The sequence below is a fragment of the Massilia brevitalea genome (genome assembly GCF_030711405.1).
Taxonomy (GTDB): Bacteria; Pseudomonadota; Gammaproteobacteria; order Burkholderiales; family Burkholderiaceae_D; genus Telluria; species Telluria brevitalea.
This window is the reverse complement of the sequence record NZ_JAULSI010000024.1, coordinates 1-16166: the sequence shown is the minus strand read 5'-3', so window position 1 is coordinate 16166 and position 16166 is coordinate 1. Positions and strand designations below refer to the sequence as shown.

The 16166-nt window shown below is 66.9% G+C and carries 17 protein-coding genes; 15 read left to right on the top strand and 2 right to left on the bottom strand.

The genetic code is table 11. The features are described from left to right. The first annotated feature begins 87 nt into the window (after positions 1-87). The 15 genes from QWL29_RS16020 (at position 88) to QWL29_RS15950 (ending at position 14161) form a co-directional block, all read left to right on the top strand. Positions 88-1908, top strand: a complete 1821-nt coding sequence (locus QWL29_RS16020; protein WP_305823875.1) for a PAS domain-containing sensor histidine kinase — start codon at positions 88-90, stop codon at positions 1906-1908. After that, positions 1905-2300, top strand: a complete 396-nt coding sequence (locus QWL29_RS16015) for a response regulator (RefSeq protein ID WP_305823874.1) — start codon at positions 1905-1907, stop codon at positions 2298-2300. The genes QWL29_RS16020 and QWL29_RS16015 overlap by 4 nt, the downstream gene beginning before the upstream one ends. Beyond that, positions 2293-3807 carry a GAF and HD-GYP domain-containing protein gene (locus QWL29_RS16010; protein WP_305823873.1) on the top strand — a complete coding sequence of 505 codons (1515 nt, stop codon included), beginning with the start codon at positions 2293-2295 and terminating at the stop codon, positions 3805-3807. The genes QWL29_RS16015 and QWL29_RS16010 overlap by 8 nt, the downstream gene beginning before the upstream one ends. A gap of 3 nt (positions 3808-3810) precedes the next feature. Then, on the top strand, positions 3811-5835 hold the full coding sequence (locus tag QWL29_RS16005) for an ATPase, T2SS/T4P/T4SS family (protein WP_305823872.1): 2025 nt from the start codon (positions 3811-3813) through the stop codon (positions 5833-5835). Between the two features lie 12 nt (positions 5836-5847). Then, on the top strand, positions 5848-6981 hold the full coding sequence (locus QWL29_RS16000) for a type II secretion system F family protein (protein ID WP_305823871.1): 1134 nt from the start codon (positions 5848-5850) through the stop codon (positions 6979-6981). 127 nt (positions 6982-7108) lie between these two features. Further along, positions 7109-7675, top strand: coding sequence for a prepilin-type N-terminal cleavage/methylation domain-containing protein (locus QWL29_RS15995; protein ID WP_305823870.1), 567 nt, complete (start codon positions 7109-7111; stop codon positions 7673-7675). Between the two features lie 13 nt (positions 7676-7688). Beyond that, entirely contained in the window at positions 7689-8273 is a 585-nt protein-coding gene (locus QWL29_RS15990; RefSeq protein ID WP_305823869.1) for a prepilin-type N-terminal cleavage/methylation domain-containing protein, read from the top strand. Beyond that, on the top strand, positions 8270-8698 hold the full coding sequence (locus QWL29_RS15985) for a type IV pilus modification PilV family protein (RefSeq protein ID WP_305823868.1): 429 nt from the start codon (positions 8270-8272) through the stop codon (positions 8696-8698). Before QWL29_RS15990 ends, QWL29_RS15985 begins: the two co-directional genes overlap by 4 nt. Then, entirely contained in the window at positions 8695-9153 is a 459-nt protein-coding gene (locus tag QWL29_RS15980) for a hypothetical protein (RefSeq protein WP_305823867.1), read from the top strand. The genes QWL29_RS15985 and QWL29_RS15980 overlap by 4 nt, the downstream gene beginning before the upstream one ends. An 8-nt stretch (positions 9154-9161) precedes the next feature. Next, positions 9162-10052 (top strand): DNRLRE domain-containing protein, encoded by an 891-nt coding sequence (locus QWL29_RS15975; protein WP_305823866.1) that lies wholly within the window; start codon positions 9162-9164, stop codon positions 10050-10052. An 88-nt stretch (positions 10053-10140) separates the two neighbouring features. Next, positions 10141-11235, top strand: a complete 1095-nt coding sequence (gene pilM / locus QWL29_RS15970) for a pilus assembly protein PilM (RefSeq protein ID WP_305823865.1) — start codon at positions 10141-10143, stop codon at positions 11233-11235. Then, the gene (locus QWL29_RS15965; protein ID WP_305823864.1) at positions 11228-11875 is read left to right on the top strand and encodes a PilN domain-containing protein; all 648 of its coding nucleotides are present in this window, start codon (positions 11228-11230) and stop codon (positions 11873-11875) included. Before pilM ends, QWL29_RS15965 begins: the two co-directional genes overlap by 8 nt. Next, positions 11872-12462: a GspMb/PilO family protein gene (locus tag QWL29_RS15960; protein ID WP_305823863.1), complete on the top strand. Its 591-nt coding sequence runs from the start codon at positions 11872-11874 to the stop codon at positions 12460-12462. The genes QWL29_RS15965 and QWL29_RS15960 overlap by 4 nt, the downstream gene beginning before the upstream one ends. After that, positions 12459-12812, top strand: a complete 354-nt coding sequence (locus QWL29_RS15955) for a hypothetical protein (protein ID WP_305823862.1) — start codon at positions 12459-12461, stop codon at positions 12810-12812. Before QWL29_RS15960 ends, QWL29_RS15955 begins: the two co-directional genes overlap by 4 nt. Continuing rightward, a complete protein-coding gene (locus QWL29_RS15950) occupies positions 12809-14161 on the top strand; it encodes a type II secretion system protein GspD (RefSeq protein WP_305823861.1) in 1353 nt (450 codons plus the stop codon). Before QWL29_RS15955 ends, QWL29_RS15950 begins: the two co-directional genes overlap by 4 nt. 195 nt (positions 14162-14356) lie before the next feature. Here QWL29_RS15950 and lipA read toward each other — a convergent pair whose 3' ends face one another. Further along, on the bottom strand, positions 14357-15376 hold the full coding sequence (gene lipA, locus QWL29_RS15945; RefSeq protein ID WP_305823860.1) for a lipoyl synthase: 1020 nt from the start codon (positions 15374-15376) through the stop codon (positions 14357-14359). Then, positions 15373-16101 carry a lipoyl(octanoyl) transferase LipB gene (gene lipB, locus QWL29_RS15940; RefSeq protein ID WP_305823859.1) on the bottom strand — a complete coding sequence of 243 codons (729 nt, stop codon included), beginning with the start codon at positions 16099-16101 and terminating at the stop codon, positions 15373-15375. Before lipB ends, lipA begins: the two co-directional genes overlap by 4 nt. Positions 16102-16166: the final 65 nt, after the last annotated feature.

The following is a 16166-nucleotide window of genomic DNA, read 5'->3' as shown; positions in this document are numbered from 1 at the left end:
CACATTCGCGCGCAGAATGTTATTTTCCTGTAAGAAATTTTCAACTATAGTCTAGCGCTTTAGACCTGCCGCATTCCGTTGCCTACCATGAAAAATAACCGGATCGGCCTTATCCTCGTCGTCTCCTCGCTGGCCGTTATTGCGCTGGTGGTCTCCCTGCTGCTGGAGCGCCAGCACACCGAACAGGCCGAGCAGGTGCGCGCCCAGGGCCTGGGCACGGTGCGCTCGCTGGCGGTGCTGCCGGCAAGCGTACTGCTGCCGCCCCCGGGCCAGCCGGGCGTGCTGGCGTCGCTGCTGGCCGGGCGCGACAACCCCGATTTCGCCTACGCCGCCATCAGCGGCGAGGATGGCCGCAACCTGGCCGAAGTGGCCAGCCCCGGCGCCATCGTGCCGCCGGCCGCGCCGCTGGCCCTGGCCAGTTTCGACGAGCGCGGCGTAGCCGCCGGCCAGAACGCGCGCGCGGTCCGCGAATTCCGCGGCCCGCTGGCCAGCCCGGATGCGCGCCTGCAGCTGCGCATCGGCTACTTCGAGCCGCAGGGCTTCCTCGACCTGAAGGACTTGCCGTTCTACGCGCTGATCGCGCTGGCCGTGTTCCTGCTGGTACCGCTTATCTATATCGTCATCAAGCGCGAGATGGCGCCGCTGGCCGCCCTCGGCGACCAGCTGAAGACCCTCGGCGCAGCCCAGGCGCAAGCTCCAACCCAAGAACTGGATGCCAACCAGGATGTGCGCGGCCTGGCCGGCAAGCTGAACCGCTACCTCGACCACACCAGCGCCCGCATCCGCGAGCTGGAACAGGACAGCATCGCCAGCATGGCCAGCGGCCGCCTGCTCGAATACGGCAGCAACAAGATGCAGGCGGTGCTGCAATGCCTGCCCGACGGCCTGCTGGTGCTCGACCCGGCCGCCGAAGTCACCTTCGCCACCGGCAAGATCGAACCGCTGCTCGGCGTGCCGGTGGCCGAGGTGCTGTCGCAACCGGTCGAGGCCTGGTGCCGCGACCCGGAACTGCGCGCGATGCTGGCGCGTTTCCGCGGCGCCGGCCTGGATGCGCGCAGCCAGATGACGATCGAATTCAATCCGCTCGGCGTGCCGGGCAAGCGCCTGTGGGCCACGGCCCAGGCCCTGACCGGGCACGCGATGGCCTACGGCACCCTGGTGGTGCTGCGCGACGCCACCCGCGAACACCTGGCGCGCCAGGCCGGCAACGACTTCGTGGCCCACGTGGCGCATGAGCTCAAATCGCCGCTGAACGTGATCGGCATGTATGGCGAGATGCTGGCCGACGTCGGCATCGACGACCCGGCCGTGCGCGTGGAAGCCATCAACGTGATCCAGGACGAGGTCGAGCGCATGACCTCGCTGGTGAACAACCTGCTCAACGTGAGCAAACTCGAGATGGGCAGCATGCGCCCGGAGCGCCACCGCGTGAAGCTCGACGACCTGCTGCGCGATGCCTGGCAGCAGGCGCGTTCGCGCGCGGATGCCAAGAACATCCGCCTCGATTTGCAGGTTGCGCGCGACCTGGCGGCAGTTTCGGTCGACAAGGACATGTTCCGCATCGCCCTGAACAATCTGCTGAACAACGCCATCAAGTACAACGCGGCCGGCGGCAACGTGACCCTGAGTGCGGAAGAGGGCGACAGCGACGTCGTCATCGCCGTGCGCGACAGCGGCATCGGCATGACGCCGGAAGACCGCGAGCGCGTGACCGAGAAATTCTTCCGCGTGCGCGAGACCGGCGAGGAACAGCGCGGCGGCCACGGCCTGGGCCTGTACCTGAGTAACCAGATCGTCGAACTGCACCACGGCCGCCTGACCATCGAGAGCGAACTCGGACACGGCAGCGTGTTCTCCATCCATCTGAAGAAAATGCCGGCACTGGCAGAAGGAAGCCAAGTCCTATGAAGAAATCGATTTTGCTGGTGGACGACGAACCGCACGTGATCCGCGTGCTCCGCCTGATGCTGGAACGCGAAGGCTATGAAGTCAGCAGCGCGAATGACGGGAATGAGGCGCTGGACAAGATGGCCGCGCGCCGCCCCGACGTGATGGTGAGCGACATCCAGATGGCCGGCATGGATGGCCGTGAACTGTGCCGCACCGCGCGTGCGCGCTATCCCGACGAACGCTTCCCGATCTTCGTGATGACCTCGATGACGGCGTCGCAGGAGCGCGAATGGGTGCGTGAACTGGCGAACGTCGAGTTCCTGGAAAAGCCGCTCAGCCCACGCCAGCTGATTGCCCGCCTCACCACCTACTTCACCAACGCGGCCACGCAGGAGAACCCGCATGCATGATGTCCTGAACGATCTCGACTTTTCCCGTCACGCACGCTGGCTGCGCCGCACCACCGGCCTTGATTACGACTTCGCGGTGTGCGGGGCCGATGGATCGGTACGCTGGCAGCAGCAGGCCGGCAGCGATATCGGCGAATGGATCGGCGCGAGCATGGCGGCCGGCCTGACCTGGGCCCAGGACGGCGACGGCATGCAGCGCCACGACCGCGACGGCGCCACCCTGCTCTACATGGCGATGCACGGCAAGACCGGCCTGCTCGGCTACCTGGCGGTGCGGGTCGACGCCGTGGCCGAAGCACCCACGGCCTGGGACGCGCTGGCCGAAACCTTCGAGGACATCGGCGCAGGGATTGCCGACGAAGTGGCATCGCGGCGCGAGCTCGACTCGATGGCGATCGAACTCTCCGAGCGCTACGAAGAACTGCACCTGGTCTACGCCATCGACAAGACCGTGCAGCAGCTCGAACCCGGCGCCGATTTGTTCCAGCGCCTGCTGCAAAGCTGGGCCGAGCACATGGACGCCGATGTCGCCGCCTTCGTGAAGCCCGGCGAAAACCTGTGCGTGCATGCGACCAATCTGTCGGCGCCGATCCACAACCTGGACCTGGTGCTGGTCGAGATGCGCGGCGACCTGTACCGCTTCACGCATTCGGCACGCACGCCGATCGTCATCAACGACGTGAACGACCCGCGCCGCGCCTACATCTTCACCGACCTGCCCTTCAAATTGCTGTGCTGCCCGGTGATCCACGACCGCAGCGTGGTGGCGATCCTGGTGCTGGCGAACCACCTGGCGAAACCCGATTTCTCGAACAGCGACCGTAAACTCGGCGAACTGCTGGCGAACCAGCTGTCGGGCCTCTCCAAAATGTACGGCATGCTGGCCGAAACCCAGAAATTCAACGACCAGATGGCGAACGCCCTGATCGAGGCGGTGGAAGCGAAAGACCCGTACACGCGCGGCCACTCCGAGCGCGTGCACTACATCACCATGGAAATCGGTAAACGGATGAACCTCGGTACGCGCGACACCGACGATTTGTTCTGGGGCTCGCTGCTGCACGACGTCGGCAAGATCGGCATTCCCGACGCGGTGCTGTGCAAGCCGGGCCGCCTGACCGCCGACGAATTCACCTTCATCAAGGTGCACCCGGAGCGCAGCTACGAAATCCTGCGCCACATCGACCGCCTGAAGGGCGCGGTGCCGGGCGCGCGCCACCACCAGGAAAAGTACGACGGCACCGGCTACCCGCACGGGCTGAAGGGCAACGACATCCCGCTGCACGCGCGCATCATCGCCGTGGCCGACACCTACGATTCGATCACCAGCTCGCGTGCCTACCGCGCCGGGCGCAGCCACGAAGTGGCGATGGCGGAAATCGCACGCGTGGCCGGCAGCCAGCTCGACCCCATGATCATCAAGGTGTTCGAGGAGGTGTGCGCGGCCGAGCCGGAGTGGATCGCGCGCTTCAGCATTGCACGTGACCTGCCCCAGCAGGCGGCATAAGCGATGAGCGACGCCGTCACCCGCAGCCGCATCGGCTCGATGACCTACCTGGCGCCGGCGATGGCGCTGGTGGCGGCCGACGCCGTGGACGCGGTCGACAAGGCCATCAACGAATGCATCGCCCAGCACCAGGTGAGCATCGTGCTCGACCTGGGCAAGGTGGCGCTGCTGTCGGGCCGTGCGCTGGAAATGATGACGCGCGCCGCGAACCGCCTGGGAAGCCTGGGCGGCTGGCTGAAGCTGGCCTATCCGAGCCCGCTGCTGCTCGATATCCTGAACGTGACCGGCGTGTCCGACAAGGTGGCCCTGTACGACACGCCGCAGGCACAGGCCAAGGCGCCGCGCGGGGCCGGCCAGCCGAAGCTGGGCGATATCCTGGTCGAGCGCGGCGTCGTCACCGCCGCCCAGGTGGCCGAAGCGGCGCGCCTGCAGGAACAGACCGGCAAGCGCATGGGCCTGATCATGGTCGAGAAGAAGTGGCTGACCGAAGCGGCGCTGTTCCAGGCCCTGGCCGAGCAGCTCGACTTGCCCTTCGTGAGCCTGCGCGCCGGCCTGTACGACCCGGTGGCCGTCTCCTTGCTGGAGCGCGACGTGGCCAAGCGCCTGAACGTGATTCCGCTGTTCGTGGTCGAGAACACGCTGACCCTGGCCACCGGCGAGCCGCAGGCGGTGCACAGCATCGACGAAATCCGCGCGCGCACCGGCTGCCGCATCCGCGTGGCCATGGCGCCGCCGGCGGACATCAACCGCGTGCGCGACGATGCCTACGGCGGCACCATGCCGGATTTTATCCACAGCGAAGCGAACGACCTGGAGCTGGTGGACAGCCAGATCCCGGACGACTACACGCAGATCGACCAGATGGCCGGCGCCAGCCCGGTGATCAACATGGTCAACGCCGTGATCCAGCGCGCCATCCACGACAACGCCAGCGATATCCACATCGAGATCTCGCGCAACAAGTCGCGCATCCGCCTGCGCATCGACGGCATCCTGTACGAGGTGATGTCGCCGCGCGTCGAACTCCATCCGGCCATCGTCTCGCGCCTGAAAGTGATGGCGCATCTCGACATCGCCGAGCGCCGTTTGCCGCAGGACGGCCGCATCCAGGTGATGACGCAAGGCCGCACGGTCGACCTGCGCTTTTCCTCGCTGCCCGGCATCTACGGCGAAAAGGTGGTGCTGCGCGTGCTCGATAAAAACCAGTCGATCCTCGATGTGGACAAGCTGGGGATGGAGCGCGGCACGGTCGAGACCTTCAAGCGCCTGCTCGGGCGCAGCCACGGGCTGATCCTGGTCACCGGCCCCACCGGCAGCGGCAAGACCACCTCCCTGTACGCGGCGATCAACTACCTGAAAAGCATCGAGAAGAACATCGTCACGATCGAGGACCCGGTCGAGTACCAGCTGGACATCATCAACCAGAACCAGGTGAACGATGCGATCGGGCTGACCTTCCCGAAGATCCTGAAGCACGTGCTGCGCCAGGACCCGGACATCATCATGGTCGGCGAGATCCGCGACCGCCAGACCGCGGAAATCGCGGTGCAGGCGGCGCTGACCGGGCACCTGGTGCTCACTACCCTGCATACCAACGACACCCTGGGTGCGGTGGCGCGCCTGGTGGAGATGGGCGTCGAGCCGTATTTGCTGTCGTCGGCGCTGATCGGCGTGATGGCGCAGCGCCTGGTGCGCCGCATCTGCCCGGCCTGCAAGACCGGCTACCTGGTGCCGCCCGGCGCGGCGCTGGCCTATGGCTGGAAGGGAGAGGGCAACCTCAAGCTGCAAAAGGGTCGCGGCTGCCCGTCGTGCTACGACTCGGGCTACAAGGGGCGCCTGGGCATCTATGAATTGCTGGAAGTGGGCGCGGACCTGCAGCGCATGATCGTCGCGAACGCCAGCAAGGATGCGCTGGTCCAGCACGTGGCAGGCAAGGGTCACCGCGACCTGTACGCCGACGGCATGGAGCGCGCATTCGGCGGCGATACCACGCCCGAGGAAATCGCACGCGTCGTGCACTCGCTGTAAGGGGAGCAAGGCATGGCAATCGAATGGGATGATGCAGCGGCGGCGCCGGCGCCGGCAGCGGCAACGCAGCCGGCGCGCAAGCGCGCAAGCCTGAACTGGTCGCGCGATGCCCGCATCGGCAGCGCCGACCGCATGCTGTTCACCGAGCGCCTGGTGCTGCTGCTGGAAACCGGCGTCGCCCTGCACGACGCCTTGCGCGCACTGCACGAGCAGAGCGACAAGCCGCGCCTGAAGGCCATCATCGGCCAGGTGGCGGACGACATCGTCAGCGGCCAGCGTTTTTCCGAGGCGCTGGCAAAGCACCCGGAGCTGTTCCCGTCCACCTACATCAATCTGATCGGCGCCAGCGAGGCCGGCGGCTTCCTGCCCGAGGTGCTCGAACAGCTGGTCGACATGGACGAGAAACAGGAAAGGCTGCGCAGCACCATCGTTTCGGCGCTGTCCTATCCCGGTTTCCTGATCGTGTTTTCGATACTTGTGGTTGTCTTTATCCTGGTGGTCGTGTTCCCGAAATTCTCGGTGATGTTCGCCTCGATCTACGACGAGCTGCCCTTCACGACCAAGATCTTCATCGCCGCCAGCAACCTGCTGACGCAGCATGGCATGGTCTTCGGGGTGGCCGTCCTCGGCCTGGCCGGCGCCGCGCTGGTGGCCCTGCGCCGCCCGGATGCGCGCGCCTGGCTCGACCGCGCCAAGCTGCGCCTGCCGTACGTGAAAGACATCTTCATCAAGATTTATTTGACGCGCCTGATGCGCGTGATGGGCATTTCGCTGGCGCGCGGCGTGACCATCCTCGACACGCTGGGCGCCTGCCGCAACGTGATCCCGAACGCCGAATTCCAGCGCTTCCTGGGCGAACTCGAGGTGCAGGTGACCGAAGGGCGGGGCATTGCCGCGGGCTTTCGCGACAGCCCGCTGATCCCCAGCAGCGTGAAGCAGATGATCGACACCGGCGAAGCGACTGGCTCGCTGGGCAAGGTGATGGGGCGCGTCGCCGACTTCTACGAACGCGACCTGACGCGCCAGCTGAACCGCCTGGCGAAGATGGCCGAACCGGTGATGCTGATGGTGATGGGCGTGCTGGTCGGGACGATTGTGACCTCGATCATCCTGCCGATTTTCAAAATGTCACGCGCGGTTCACTGAAAAGCAACAATTGAAAAAGTTAATGCGCATGGGCAATTAAAATGCTGGCCGTTCATGTTACTCTTCGTTGCTACTCGTTAAGTATTTGCCGTAAAGCAAACCGACCTTAACCCATTCCCTTATTAAAATGACCACTACCGTCCGCCATTACGCCGCCAAAGGCTTCACGCTCATCGAGCTCCTGATCGTCGTGATCATCATCGCCATCCTGGCGGCGATTGCGATTCCGCAGTTTTCGAATACCTCGGGCGATGCCCAGGAATCGGCCGCCCTGGCCAACCTGACCACCATGCGCTCGGCGATCGAACTGTATCGTGTCCAGCACAACGGCCGCTATCCATCGAAGGCGCCGGTAACCGGCAGCACTGCACCAGCCTGCCCGACCGGCGGCGCTGGCTCGACCGATGACAACAATGCTACGACTTTCACCGACCAGTTGACCAAGTTCAGCAGCCTCAGCGGCCACACCTGCACGACGGCCGCCGCCGGCTACAGCTTCGGTCCGTACATCCGCGCGATCCCGTCCGAGCCGATCACCGGCTCGGATGCGGTTGTCGTCGCCACCACGGTAACGGCAACGCCGGTGCCTGGCGCGGCCACCGCCGGCTGGCGCTTCGTCAACGATACCGGCACGCTGCAGATCAACAGCAGCAACCTGGCGCGTGACGGCAAGACCGCGCTGTCGGCAAAATAAACACAGCCTGGCCATGGTAACGGTTTGCCCTGCCCTTCGGCATGCAGGTGTTACCTTGGCCGAAATGCTGGTGGTCGTTGCCATTCTCGGCGTCGCGGCCGCCATCGTCGTTCCGAAGGCCGATCCCCAGGCCGACTTTGCCGCCGACGCGGCCGCCGGCGACATCGCCCAGGCCGTCCGCTTCGCCCAGCGCGAGGCGCTGCGCACCGGCACCTACCAGATCGTCGTCGTCGATGCCGCCAGCCAGGTCCTGCGCGTCTACCAGCCGGCAGCCTCCGGCAGCGGCACCACGGCAATCCACCCGGTCGACAAGCGCGATTACCAGCTCAGCTTCTCCAAGGAAGGCATGCCGCTGGCGACCGTCGTCAGTTCCGTATTCAAGTACCAGAGCGGCGCGGTAACGAACGGCGCCTACTTCGGTCCGGACGGCATGCCGGTCGATATCGCCCCCACCAAGGTGTTGGACCTGCCGCTTGGCCTGCTGCTGGGTACCAAGGATATCTCCCCGCTGAAGGAAGAAGCCCGCATCACCATTCGCCACGGCAATACCGAACGCGTGGTGCGCGTGGCGCCGGTCACCGGACGGGTGAGCCTGTGACGGCGTGCTTGCGCCAGCATGGCTTCTCGTTCATGGAAGTCATGGTCGCCGTGCTGGTGCTGGCGATCTGCGCAGTGCCGATGATGGACGCGCTCACCAACGGCTTGACGGTATCGGCCGCCGGCGTCGACAAGGCGCGCGAATTGCGTTGCATGAAAAACACAATGGAAGCGATCCTCGCTCAACCCTACCAGACGCTGTGGCTGGCCGCTTCGCAGGACAACGCGGCCAGCTACGTGCTGCCCGACGATGCCGCCTGCGCCGGCGTCAAGCGCCAGCTCGTCATTTCGCTGTGCGAGCAAACCGGTACGAGCACCGTGTTCCTGACGTCCGGCACGGCCCAGAACCGGCGCGAGGCGGCCATGCTGCATATCGCCCTGGGTTCCGACAAGGGCTACTCCTTCACCACGATGGTGGCGCGATGAGCAGGCACTTTCTTCGTTCGCGCGGCCTGAGCCTGGCCGAACTGCTGCTCGGCCTGGCCATCGGCGCGCTGGTGCTGGCGCCGCTGGGGCCGATGTTGCACAGCGCCGGCGATGCCGCGCGCGTGGCCGCCGACCAAGTGGCCCTGGAACGCGAAGCCGACTTCGCGCTCGATCGCATTGCAGCGCGCATCCGCGGCACCGCCGTTGGCCCGGCCTTGCTCGACAAGCCCAGCAGCGAATGGCTGAAACCGGCCGCCTACAGCATCGCCGACGGCGTGCTGACCGAGCAGCAGGGCAAGGACAGCTATGTGCTGGCCGAATCGGTGAACAGTTTTTCCCTGACCGCTGCCAGCACCGAAGCCGGCCAGCCGCTGCTGACCGTACGCCTGGACCTGGCGCGCGGCAGCGCCAGCACCAGCGCCGCCGCCAGCGTGCGCATGGGATCCGACCTGTGAAGGCCGGCATGCGCCAGCGCGGCATCCTGCTGCTGCCCGTGGCCCTGACCCTGGCCGCGATCGGTACGCTCGCCTACACGATCACGCGCGAAGGCAGCATGAACGTGTCCGCCGTCGATGCGCAGTACGACATCGAGGTGGCGCGCTACCTGGCCGCGAGTGGCCTGCAGGTGGCGAAGTGGCGCGGGTCGCTCGACGATTGCGATGACGATGAAGCCGCCTACGGCACCCTGAAACTGCCCGGCGGCAGCGTCACGGTCGGCAGCGCCAAGGAGAGCAAGGGCATCCTCACCGTCAGCATCACCGCCACCACCGAACGCAAGTCGGTCGTCGCGCTCACGCGCGCCATGCAGATGATCGATCTGGATAACCCAAAGGCGGCGACCTTCATCGGCAAGGGCGATGAGGACACCACCATCGTCAAGAACGGCACGGGCAGCCTGGCGAATGCCGACACCCTCACCGCCACCGAAGACGCGGCGCACCCGCTGCTGTTGTTCAAGCTGTCGCCGGAACTGGACCGCGCCTCGATTATCCAGGCCGACCTGAAAATCACCAAGAAGTCGGGCAACAACAGCCAGCCGGGCCGCCTGCTGGCCGTGCACCGCCTCACACGCAACTGGGACAAGAACGCGACCTGGACCACGCCCTGGACCAATCCGGGCGGCGACTATGTCGCGGCGCCCGCCGCCAGCGCCGTCATCGATCCGGGCAGCGGCGCCTACAATGGCATCTACCCCTTCCGCATCGACACGCTGGCGCAAGTCTGGGCCAACAGTCCCGCATCGAACTACGGCGTGCTGCTCAAGCCGACGGCGCTGTCGAATGTTCCCTTCATCAGTTTCGACGGTTCGAACAAGCCCGAACTGGCCCTGCGCTATTACAAGCGCTGCACCTGATTTTGCCACCGGCCATGAACATACCCGCCTCTCCCCTAGCCGGCAACGCCGCCTGCGTCCGACCCCGCCCTGGCCCCGGGTTTCCAGCATGAAGGCCTGGCTGACTTCGCTGAAGGAGCGCAGCGTCCAGGCCGCGCCGATCGGCCTCGACTTCGCAGCCCAGCGCCTGAACCTGCTGCAGGCCATCCCGTCGCCGGATGGCCCGGCCGTGCGCGCCGCCGTCTCGCTGCCCTACCCGGTCGAGCGCGCGCAGCTGCTGGCCGACGCGCCGCGCCTGAAGCGCTTCGTGCGCGAGGCCCTGCATGCCGCGCCGTTTGCCGGGCGGCGCGTGGTGTCGGTGCTGGCGCCGAGCGAAGTGCGGATCCTGCCGCTGACGGTGCACGTGCCGAACGGACAGAACGAAGGGCAGGCGGTGGCCAAGGCGGTGCGCGAGCAGCTGGGTGCGGCTGCCAGCGAATCGGTGGTCGATTACTACCAGGTGCGCAGCGTGGAGGCGACGGGGTCGGAGCGCCAGGTGCTGGCGGCGGTGGCGGCGTCGAAGAACGTGCTGGCCTACCTGGACACCCTGCGCGGCGCCGGCCTGGAACCTGTGGCGCTCGACATCGGCCCGGCCGCGATTGCGCGCCTGCTGGCGGCGATGCAGGAAGACTTCGACCAGTCGGTCCTGTTGATCAACTTCGGCGCCAGCAAGAGCTACCTGACCGTGATCTGGGGCCGGCGCCTGATGCTGGACCGCGAGATCGACTTCGGCGAGCAGCAGCTGGTCGAGCGCCTGTCGCGCGCGCTGGGGCTGGACAACGAGGTGGCGCTGGCGCTGCTGCGCGAGCACGGCATCGGCACCCCGGCCGGCGCCCCCCAGGGCGGCGGCGCCCAGCCCGACATCGGCCGCACCGTGCGCGAGATCCTGTACCAGGAATTCGCGGCGCTGGCCGAGGAGCTGGTGCGCACCCAGGTGTACGTGGCGTCGCGCACGCGCGGCAGCAGCATCAGCCGCGTCTACCTGAACGGCAGCGTGGCGCGCTACCGCCACATCGGCGAGCGCATCGGCGAACTGGTGCGCCTGCCGGTGGAGCTGCTCGATCCGTTCAAGGCTTTCCATGGCGCGCCGGGTGCGGCAGTCGGCGATGCGCACGCCATCGCCCTGGCCGCCGGCCTGGCACTGCGCGGAGGCGCCGGTGGCTGATATCGACATGATCCCGCGCAGCTGGCGCGAAGGCTTGCGCGTGCGCCGCACCCTGGCCGCGTATGGCGCGGCGCTGGCGGTGCTGCTGCTTGTGGGCGGCGGCGCCAGCGCCTTTCTGCACTGGCGCCTGGCGCTGGAAACCCCGCGCCTGGAGCAGGAGCGCGCCGCCTCGCTGCAGGCTGGCGCGATGCGCACCCAGCTCACGGCTGCGCAGGCACGCAAGGATGCGCTGGCCGAGAACCTGGATGCGCTGGCCGGCCTGCGCGGCACCGGCGAAGTGGCGGCGCTGGCCACGGTGCTCGACCACGCCCTGAACGAGCGCGTCTGGTTCCAGACCCTGCGCCTGGCGCGCACCCAGGAAACCCTGCAGGCGGCGCCGTCGCCGCTGCCGCCGGGGACGGTGCAGGGACGCGCGCCACAGACCGGCACATCCCAGGCCTGGCGCCTCGGCACCCAGGTCGAGATCACCGGCGGCGCGCTCGACGACGCTGCGATGACGGCCTTCCTGGCCGCCCTGGCCGCCGACCCGGCGCTGTCCGAGGTGCGCTTCCTGAACAGCAGCACCGCCGCGGAGGAAGAGGGCGGCGCCGTTGGCTTCAGCGCTTCCGCAGCGCTCGTCAAACGCCAGGAGACGCCATGAATCCCGACTGGATCCGCAAGGCCGCCGCACTGCCGGCGCGCCAGCTGCACCTGGCCGGCGCCGGCCTGCTGCTGATTGCCGGCGCCGCGCTCTGGTTTTATGCGCTGCGTGCGCCGCTGACGGCCCTGCGCGCGGTACGCGCCGAACAGGCGCAGCTGGCGCAGGCGGCCGGCGACCCGCGCCTGCTCGCGGCCCAGCTGGCCCAGCTGGCCGCCGACAGCCGGCAACTGGAGCAGCGGCTGGGCGCCGGGCCAGGTCCAGCATCAGGCCAGGCATCGGCGCAAACTTCGGCCCAGGCCCAGGTGCGCCTGGTCGGCAGCCTCGGCGCGCTGGCGCGCGAGCAGGGCGTGACCGTGCACGGCGTGGCGCCGGCGCCCGACGAGATGGCGCTCGGCTTCATGCGCCTGGGCTTCGACGTCGATGCCAGCGGCCCATATGCGGCGCTGCTGGCCTGGATGAACGCAATCGAGCGCTCGCAGCCCAACCTGTCGATCGCCGGCTTCGACATGCGCACCGGCACCGCGCCCGGCCAGGTGGCCATCCGCATCCGCATTGCGGCTTACCAGACCCAGGAGAACGCGCCATGAAACGCCTTGTCTTCGTGATCGCCATCGCCTGCCTGGCCCCGTTGCAGGGTGCGGCGCAAGCGCAGCCGCTGCGCGATCCGTTCGCGCGTCCGACCCTGACGGCACGGGTGGTACAGGCGCCGGCCGCCGCCGAGCCGGCGCAAGAGCCCGCGCAGGCGCCGCCGCCCATGCCCCAGCTGCGCGCCGTGATGGTCACGCCAGGCGGCGCGCTGGCAAACATCAATGGCCAGATCCTCGCCAGCGGCGAGTGGTTCGGCGACTATCAACTGATCAAGGTGGAGGAACGCGGCGTCACGCTGAAAAAGCGTGGCGTGACCAGCGTCCTGCTGCTGGACGAGAGCCGCAAATGAAGCACATCACACACACAGGCATGGCCGTTCTGCTGGGCGCCGCCTTGGCCGCGCACCCGGCAAGCGCAGCACCGCAACGCACGCCGGCAGCGGCTGCAAACCAGCCGGCCACGGCGGTCTCGTCGACGGTGGCGCCGCTGGGCGCGCCGACCTCCTTCGTGTTCCGCGACACCCCGATTGCCGAGCTGTTCGAGATGATCTCGCGCCACGAGCGCGTCAACATCATGCTCGGCAAGGGCGTCACCGGCAACGTAGCCGTCAGCCTGTACGACATGACGCCGCGCCAGGCGATCTTCGCGATTGCCGAGGCGGGCGGCTACCAGGTGCTGACGCGCGAGAACGGCTACATGATCGTGAACCCGGCCGACGGCGCCGCAGCCGGCGCGCCGGTGTCGGCGAACATGGAAGTACGTGCGCTGAAGGTGCTGTATTCGGAGCCGCAGCTGGTGGCCGACATCCTGTCGAAGCACGTCGGCCGCGGCGGCAAGGTGACGGTGCTGCCCTCGCGGCGGACCTTGATTGTCGAGGACACGCCGGAGGGCATGGCGCGCATCGTGGCGCTGCTGCGCGAGATCGACACCCAGCCGCAGCAGATCATGATCGAGGCGAAGATCCTCGAGATCACGCTCGACGAGAACGAGAACTTCGGCATCGAGTGGAACAAGGTCTTCAGCGGCGACGGCGTGAACCGCATCGGCACCAGCCGCCTGCTCGAGCGCACCACGCCTGGCCTGGTGTTCAACTTCGTGAACAATAACGTCGACGTCTTCCTGAATGCGCTGAACAACAAGGGCCGGGTGCGCACCCTGGCCACGCCGAAGCTGCTGACCCTGGAAAACCAGGAAGCGACGACCAACATCGGCGACAAGCTGGGCTACCGCGTGACCACCACCATCAACAACGTCACCAGCGAAACCATCGAGTTCCTGGAGACCGGCGTGATCCTGCGCGTGACGCCGTCGGTCGACGCCGACGGCCGCATCGCCCTGCGCGTGCGTCCGGAAGTCAGCTCGGGCACCCTGCTGGGCGGCATTCCGTCGAAGAAGACCACCGAGGTGAACACCCAGCTGGTGGCCGATAACGGGCAAGCCATCCTGATCGGCGGCCTGATCAAGGCCACCTCGGGCCAGCGCCGCATCGGCGTGCCGCTGCTGGGCGACGTGCCCGTGGTCGGCAAGCTGTTCTCGAACAACGAGCAGTCCGGCACCCTGACCGAGACCATCGTCCTGATCACGCCGCGCATCGTGCCGACCCGGCCGGGCGGCGCCGACGTGCAGGACATCGAGCGGGTGCAGCAAGCGGCGGGCGAGATCCAGGACGCGTTCAAGGGACCGGCAAAGCTGAAGTGAAGCGGCGTGCTTGAAACCGGCATCGGCATCGCGGCCGTGGGCGAAGTGCCGCAAGCGGAAGTAAACGCGGCTGCACCATGCAAAATGGCCTCCGAGGAGGCCATTTTTCGTTGTACCTCCATGGTGGGTTCGAGAACCCACCCTACGGGCATGCATTTCAACTGGTAGGGTGGGTTCTCGAACCCACCATTCCCATCAGGCTGCCGCCACGCCCGCGTTATGCGCCTGCTGGTCGGCGTGATACGACGAACGCACCATCGCGCCGACTGCCGCGTGCACGAAGCCCATTTCGTAGGCCGCTTCCTCGAACTTCTTGAACTGGTCCGGGTGCACGTAGCGGCGCACCGGCAGGTGCGAGTTCGACGGCGCCAGGTACTGGCCGATGGTCAGCATGTCGATGTCGTGCGCGCGCATGTCGCGCATCACCTGCAGGATTTCCTCGTCGGTCTCGCCCAGGCCGACCATGATGCCGGACTTGGTGACCGCGTTCGGGTACATCTTTTTAAAATCGCGCAGCAGCACCAGCGAGTGCGTATAGTCGGCGCCCGGGCGCGCTTCCTTGTACAGGCGCGGCACGGTTTCCAGGTTGTGGTTCATCACGTCCGGCAAGCCGTCGGCGAAGATGTTCAGCGCCTTTTCCAGGCGGCCGCGGAAGTCGGGCACCAGCACTTCGATCTTGGTGTTCGGCGACAGGGCGCGGGTTTTCGTGATGCACTCGACGAAGTGGCCGGCGCCGCCGTCGCGCAGGTCGTCGCGGTCGACCGAGGTGATCACCACGTACGACAAACGCAGGTCGGCGATGGTCTTGGCCAGGTTGCCCGGCTCGTTCACGTCCAGCGGGTCAGGGCGGCCGTGGCCGACGTCGCAGAACGGGCAGCGGCGCGTGCACTTGTCGCCCATGATCATGAAGGTGGCCGTGCCCTTGCCGAAGCATTCGCCGATATTCGGGCAGCTGGCTTCTTCGCAGACGGTGACCAGGTTGTTCGCGCGCAGGATGTCCTTGATTTCGTAGAAGCGCGAGGAGGCGGTGGCCGCCTTGACGCGGATCCAGTCCGGCTTTTTCAGGCGCTCGGCGTCGGCGATCGGCACGATCTTGATCGGGATGCGCGAAGTCTTGCTGGCGCCCTTCTGCTTGTCGCTGGCGTTGTAGGCAGCAGTGCCGGCAGCGTTGGCGGGATTCAGGACGGTATCGGTTTCGGTAGTCATGTCGCTCATGCCCGCAGGGGCTCCATTGAATTGTTCGGTTCGGCAGGATCGGATGTAAAAGTGTTACCCGCTAATTGGCCCACGAGTGCGTGGGCCAATGCGCGCTGCACGTCGGCAAGGGGCGCCTCGACGCCCATGGTGCGCATGTCGACGGTGGCCAGGCCCGAGTAGCCGCAAGGATTGATCCACGAGAACGGCGCCAGGTCCATCGCCACGTTCAGCGAGACCCCGTGGTAGGTGCAGCCGTTGCCGCGCACTTTCAGGCCGAGGGCGGCGATCTTCGCGCCGCGGCGCGGGCCTTCGGCGATATAGATGCCGGGCGCGCCGGCCACGCGTTCGCCCCCGAGATTATACGCCGCCAGCACCTCGATGACCGCCTGTTCGATTTTTGCCACAAATTGTCGGGCATACAATTTACCGCCCGGCTTGTTGCGGCGCAGGTCCATCAGCAGGTAGATCACCACCTGGCCGGGGCCGTGGTAGGTCACTTCGCCGCCGCGGTCGGTCTGCACCACGGGGATGTCGTGCGCCGGCACACCCGGTCCATTCAGCAGGTGCCCGCGGTCCGCGCCCAGGCCCAGGGTGAACACGGGCGGGTGCTCGACGATCCAGAGTTCGTCGGGCGTGTCGGGCGTGCGCGCATCGGTGAACGCGCGCATCGCGGCAAAGGTCGGTTCGTAGTCGGCGCGGCCGAGCGCGCGGATCAGCGGGCTGGCGGGACGGGTCGGGTGCATGGGAGTCTGGTCAGGGATGGTGAGGAGGGTAGGAAGGGTCTGTTACCAGAACCCCTCCCCCCTAA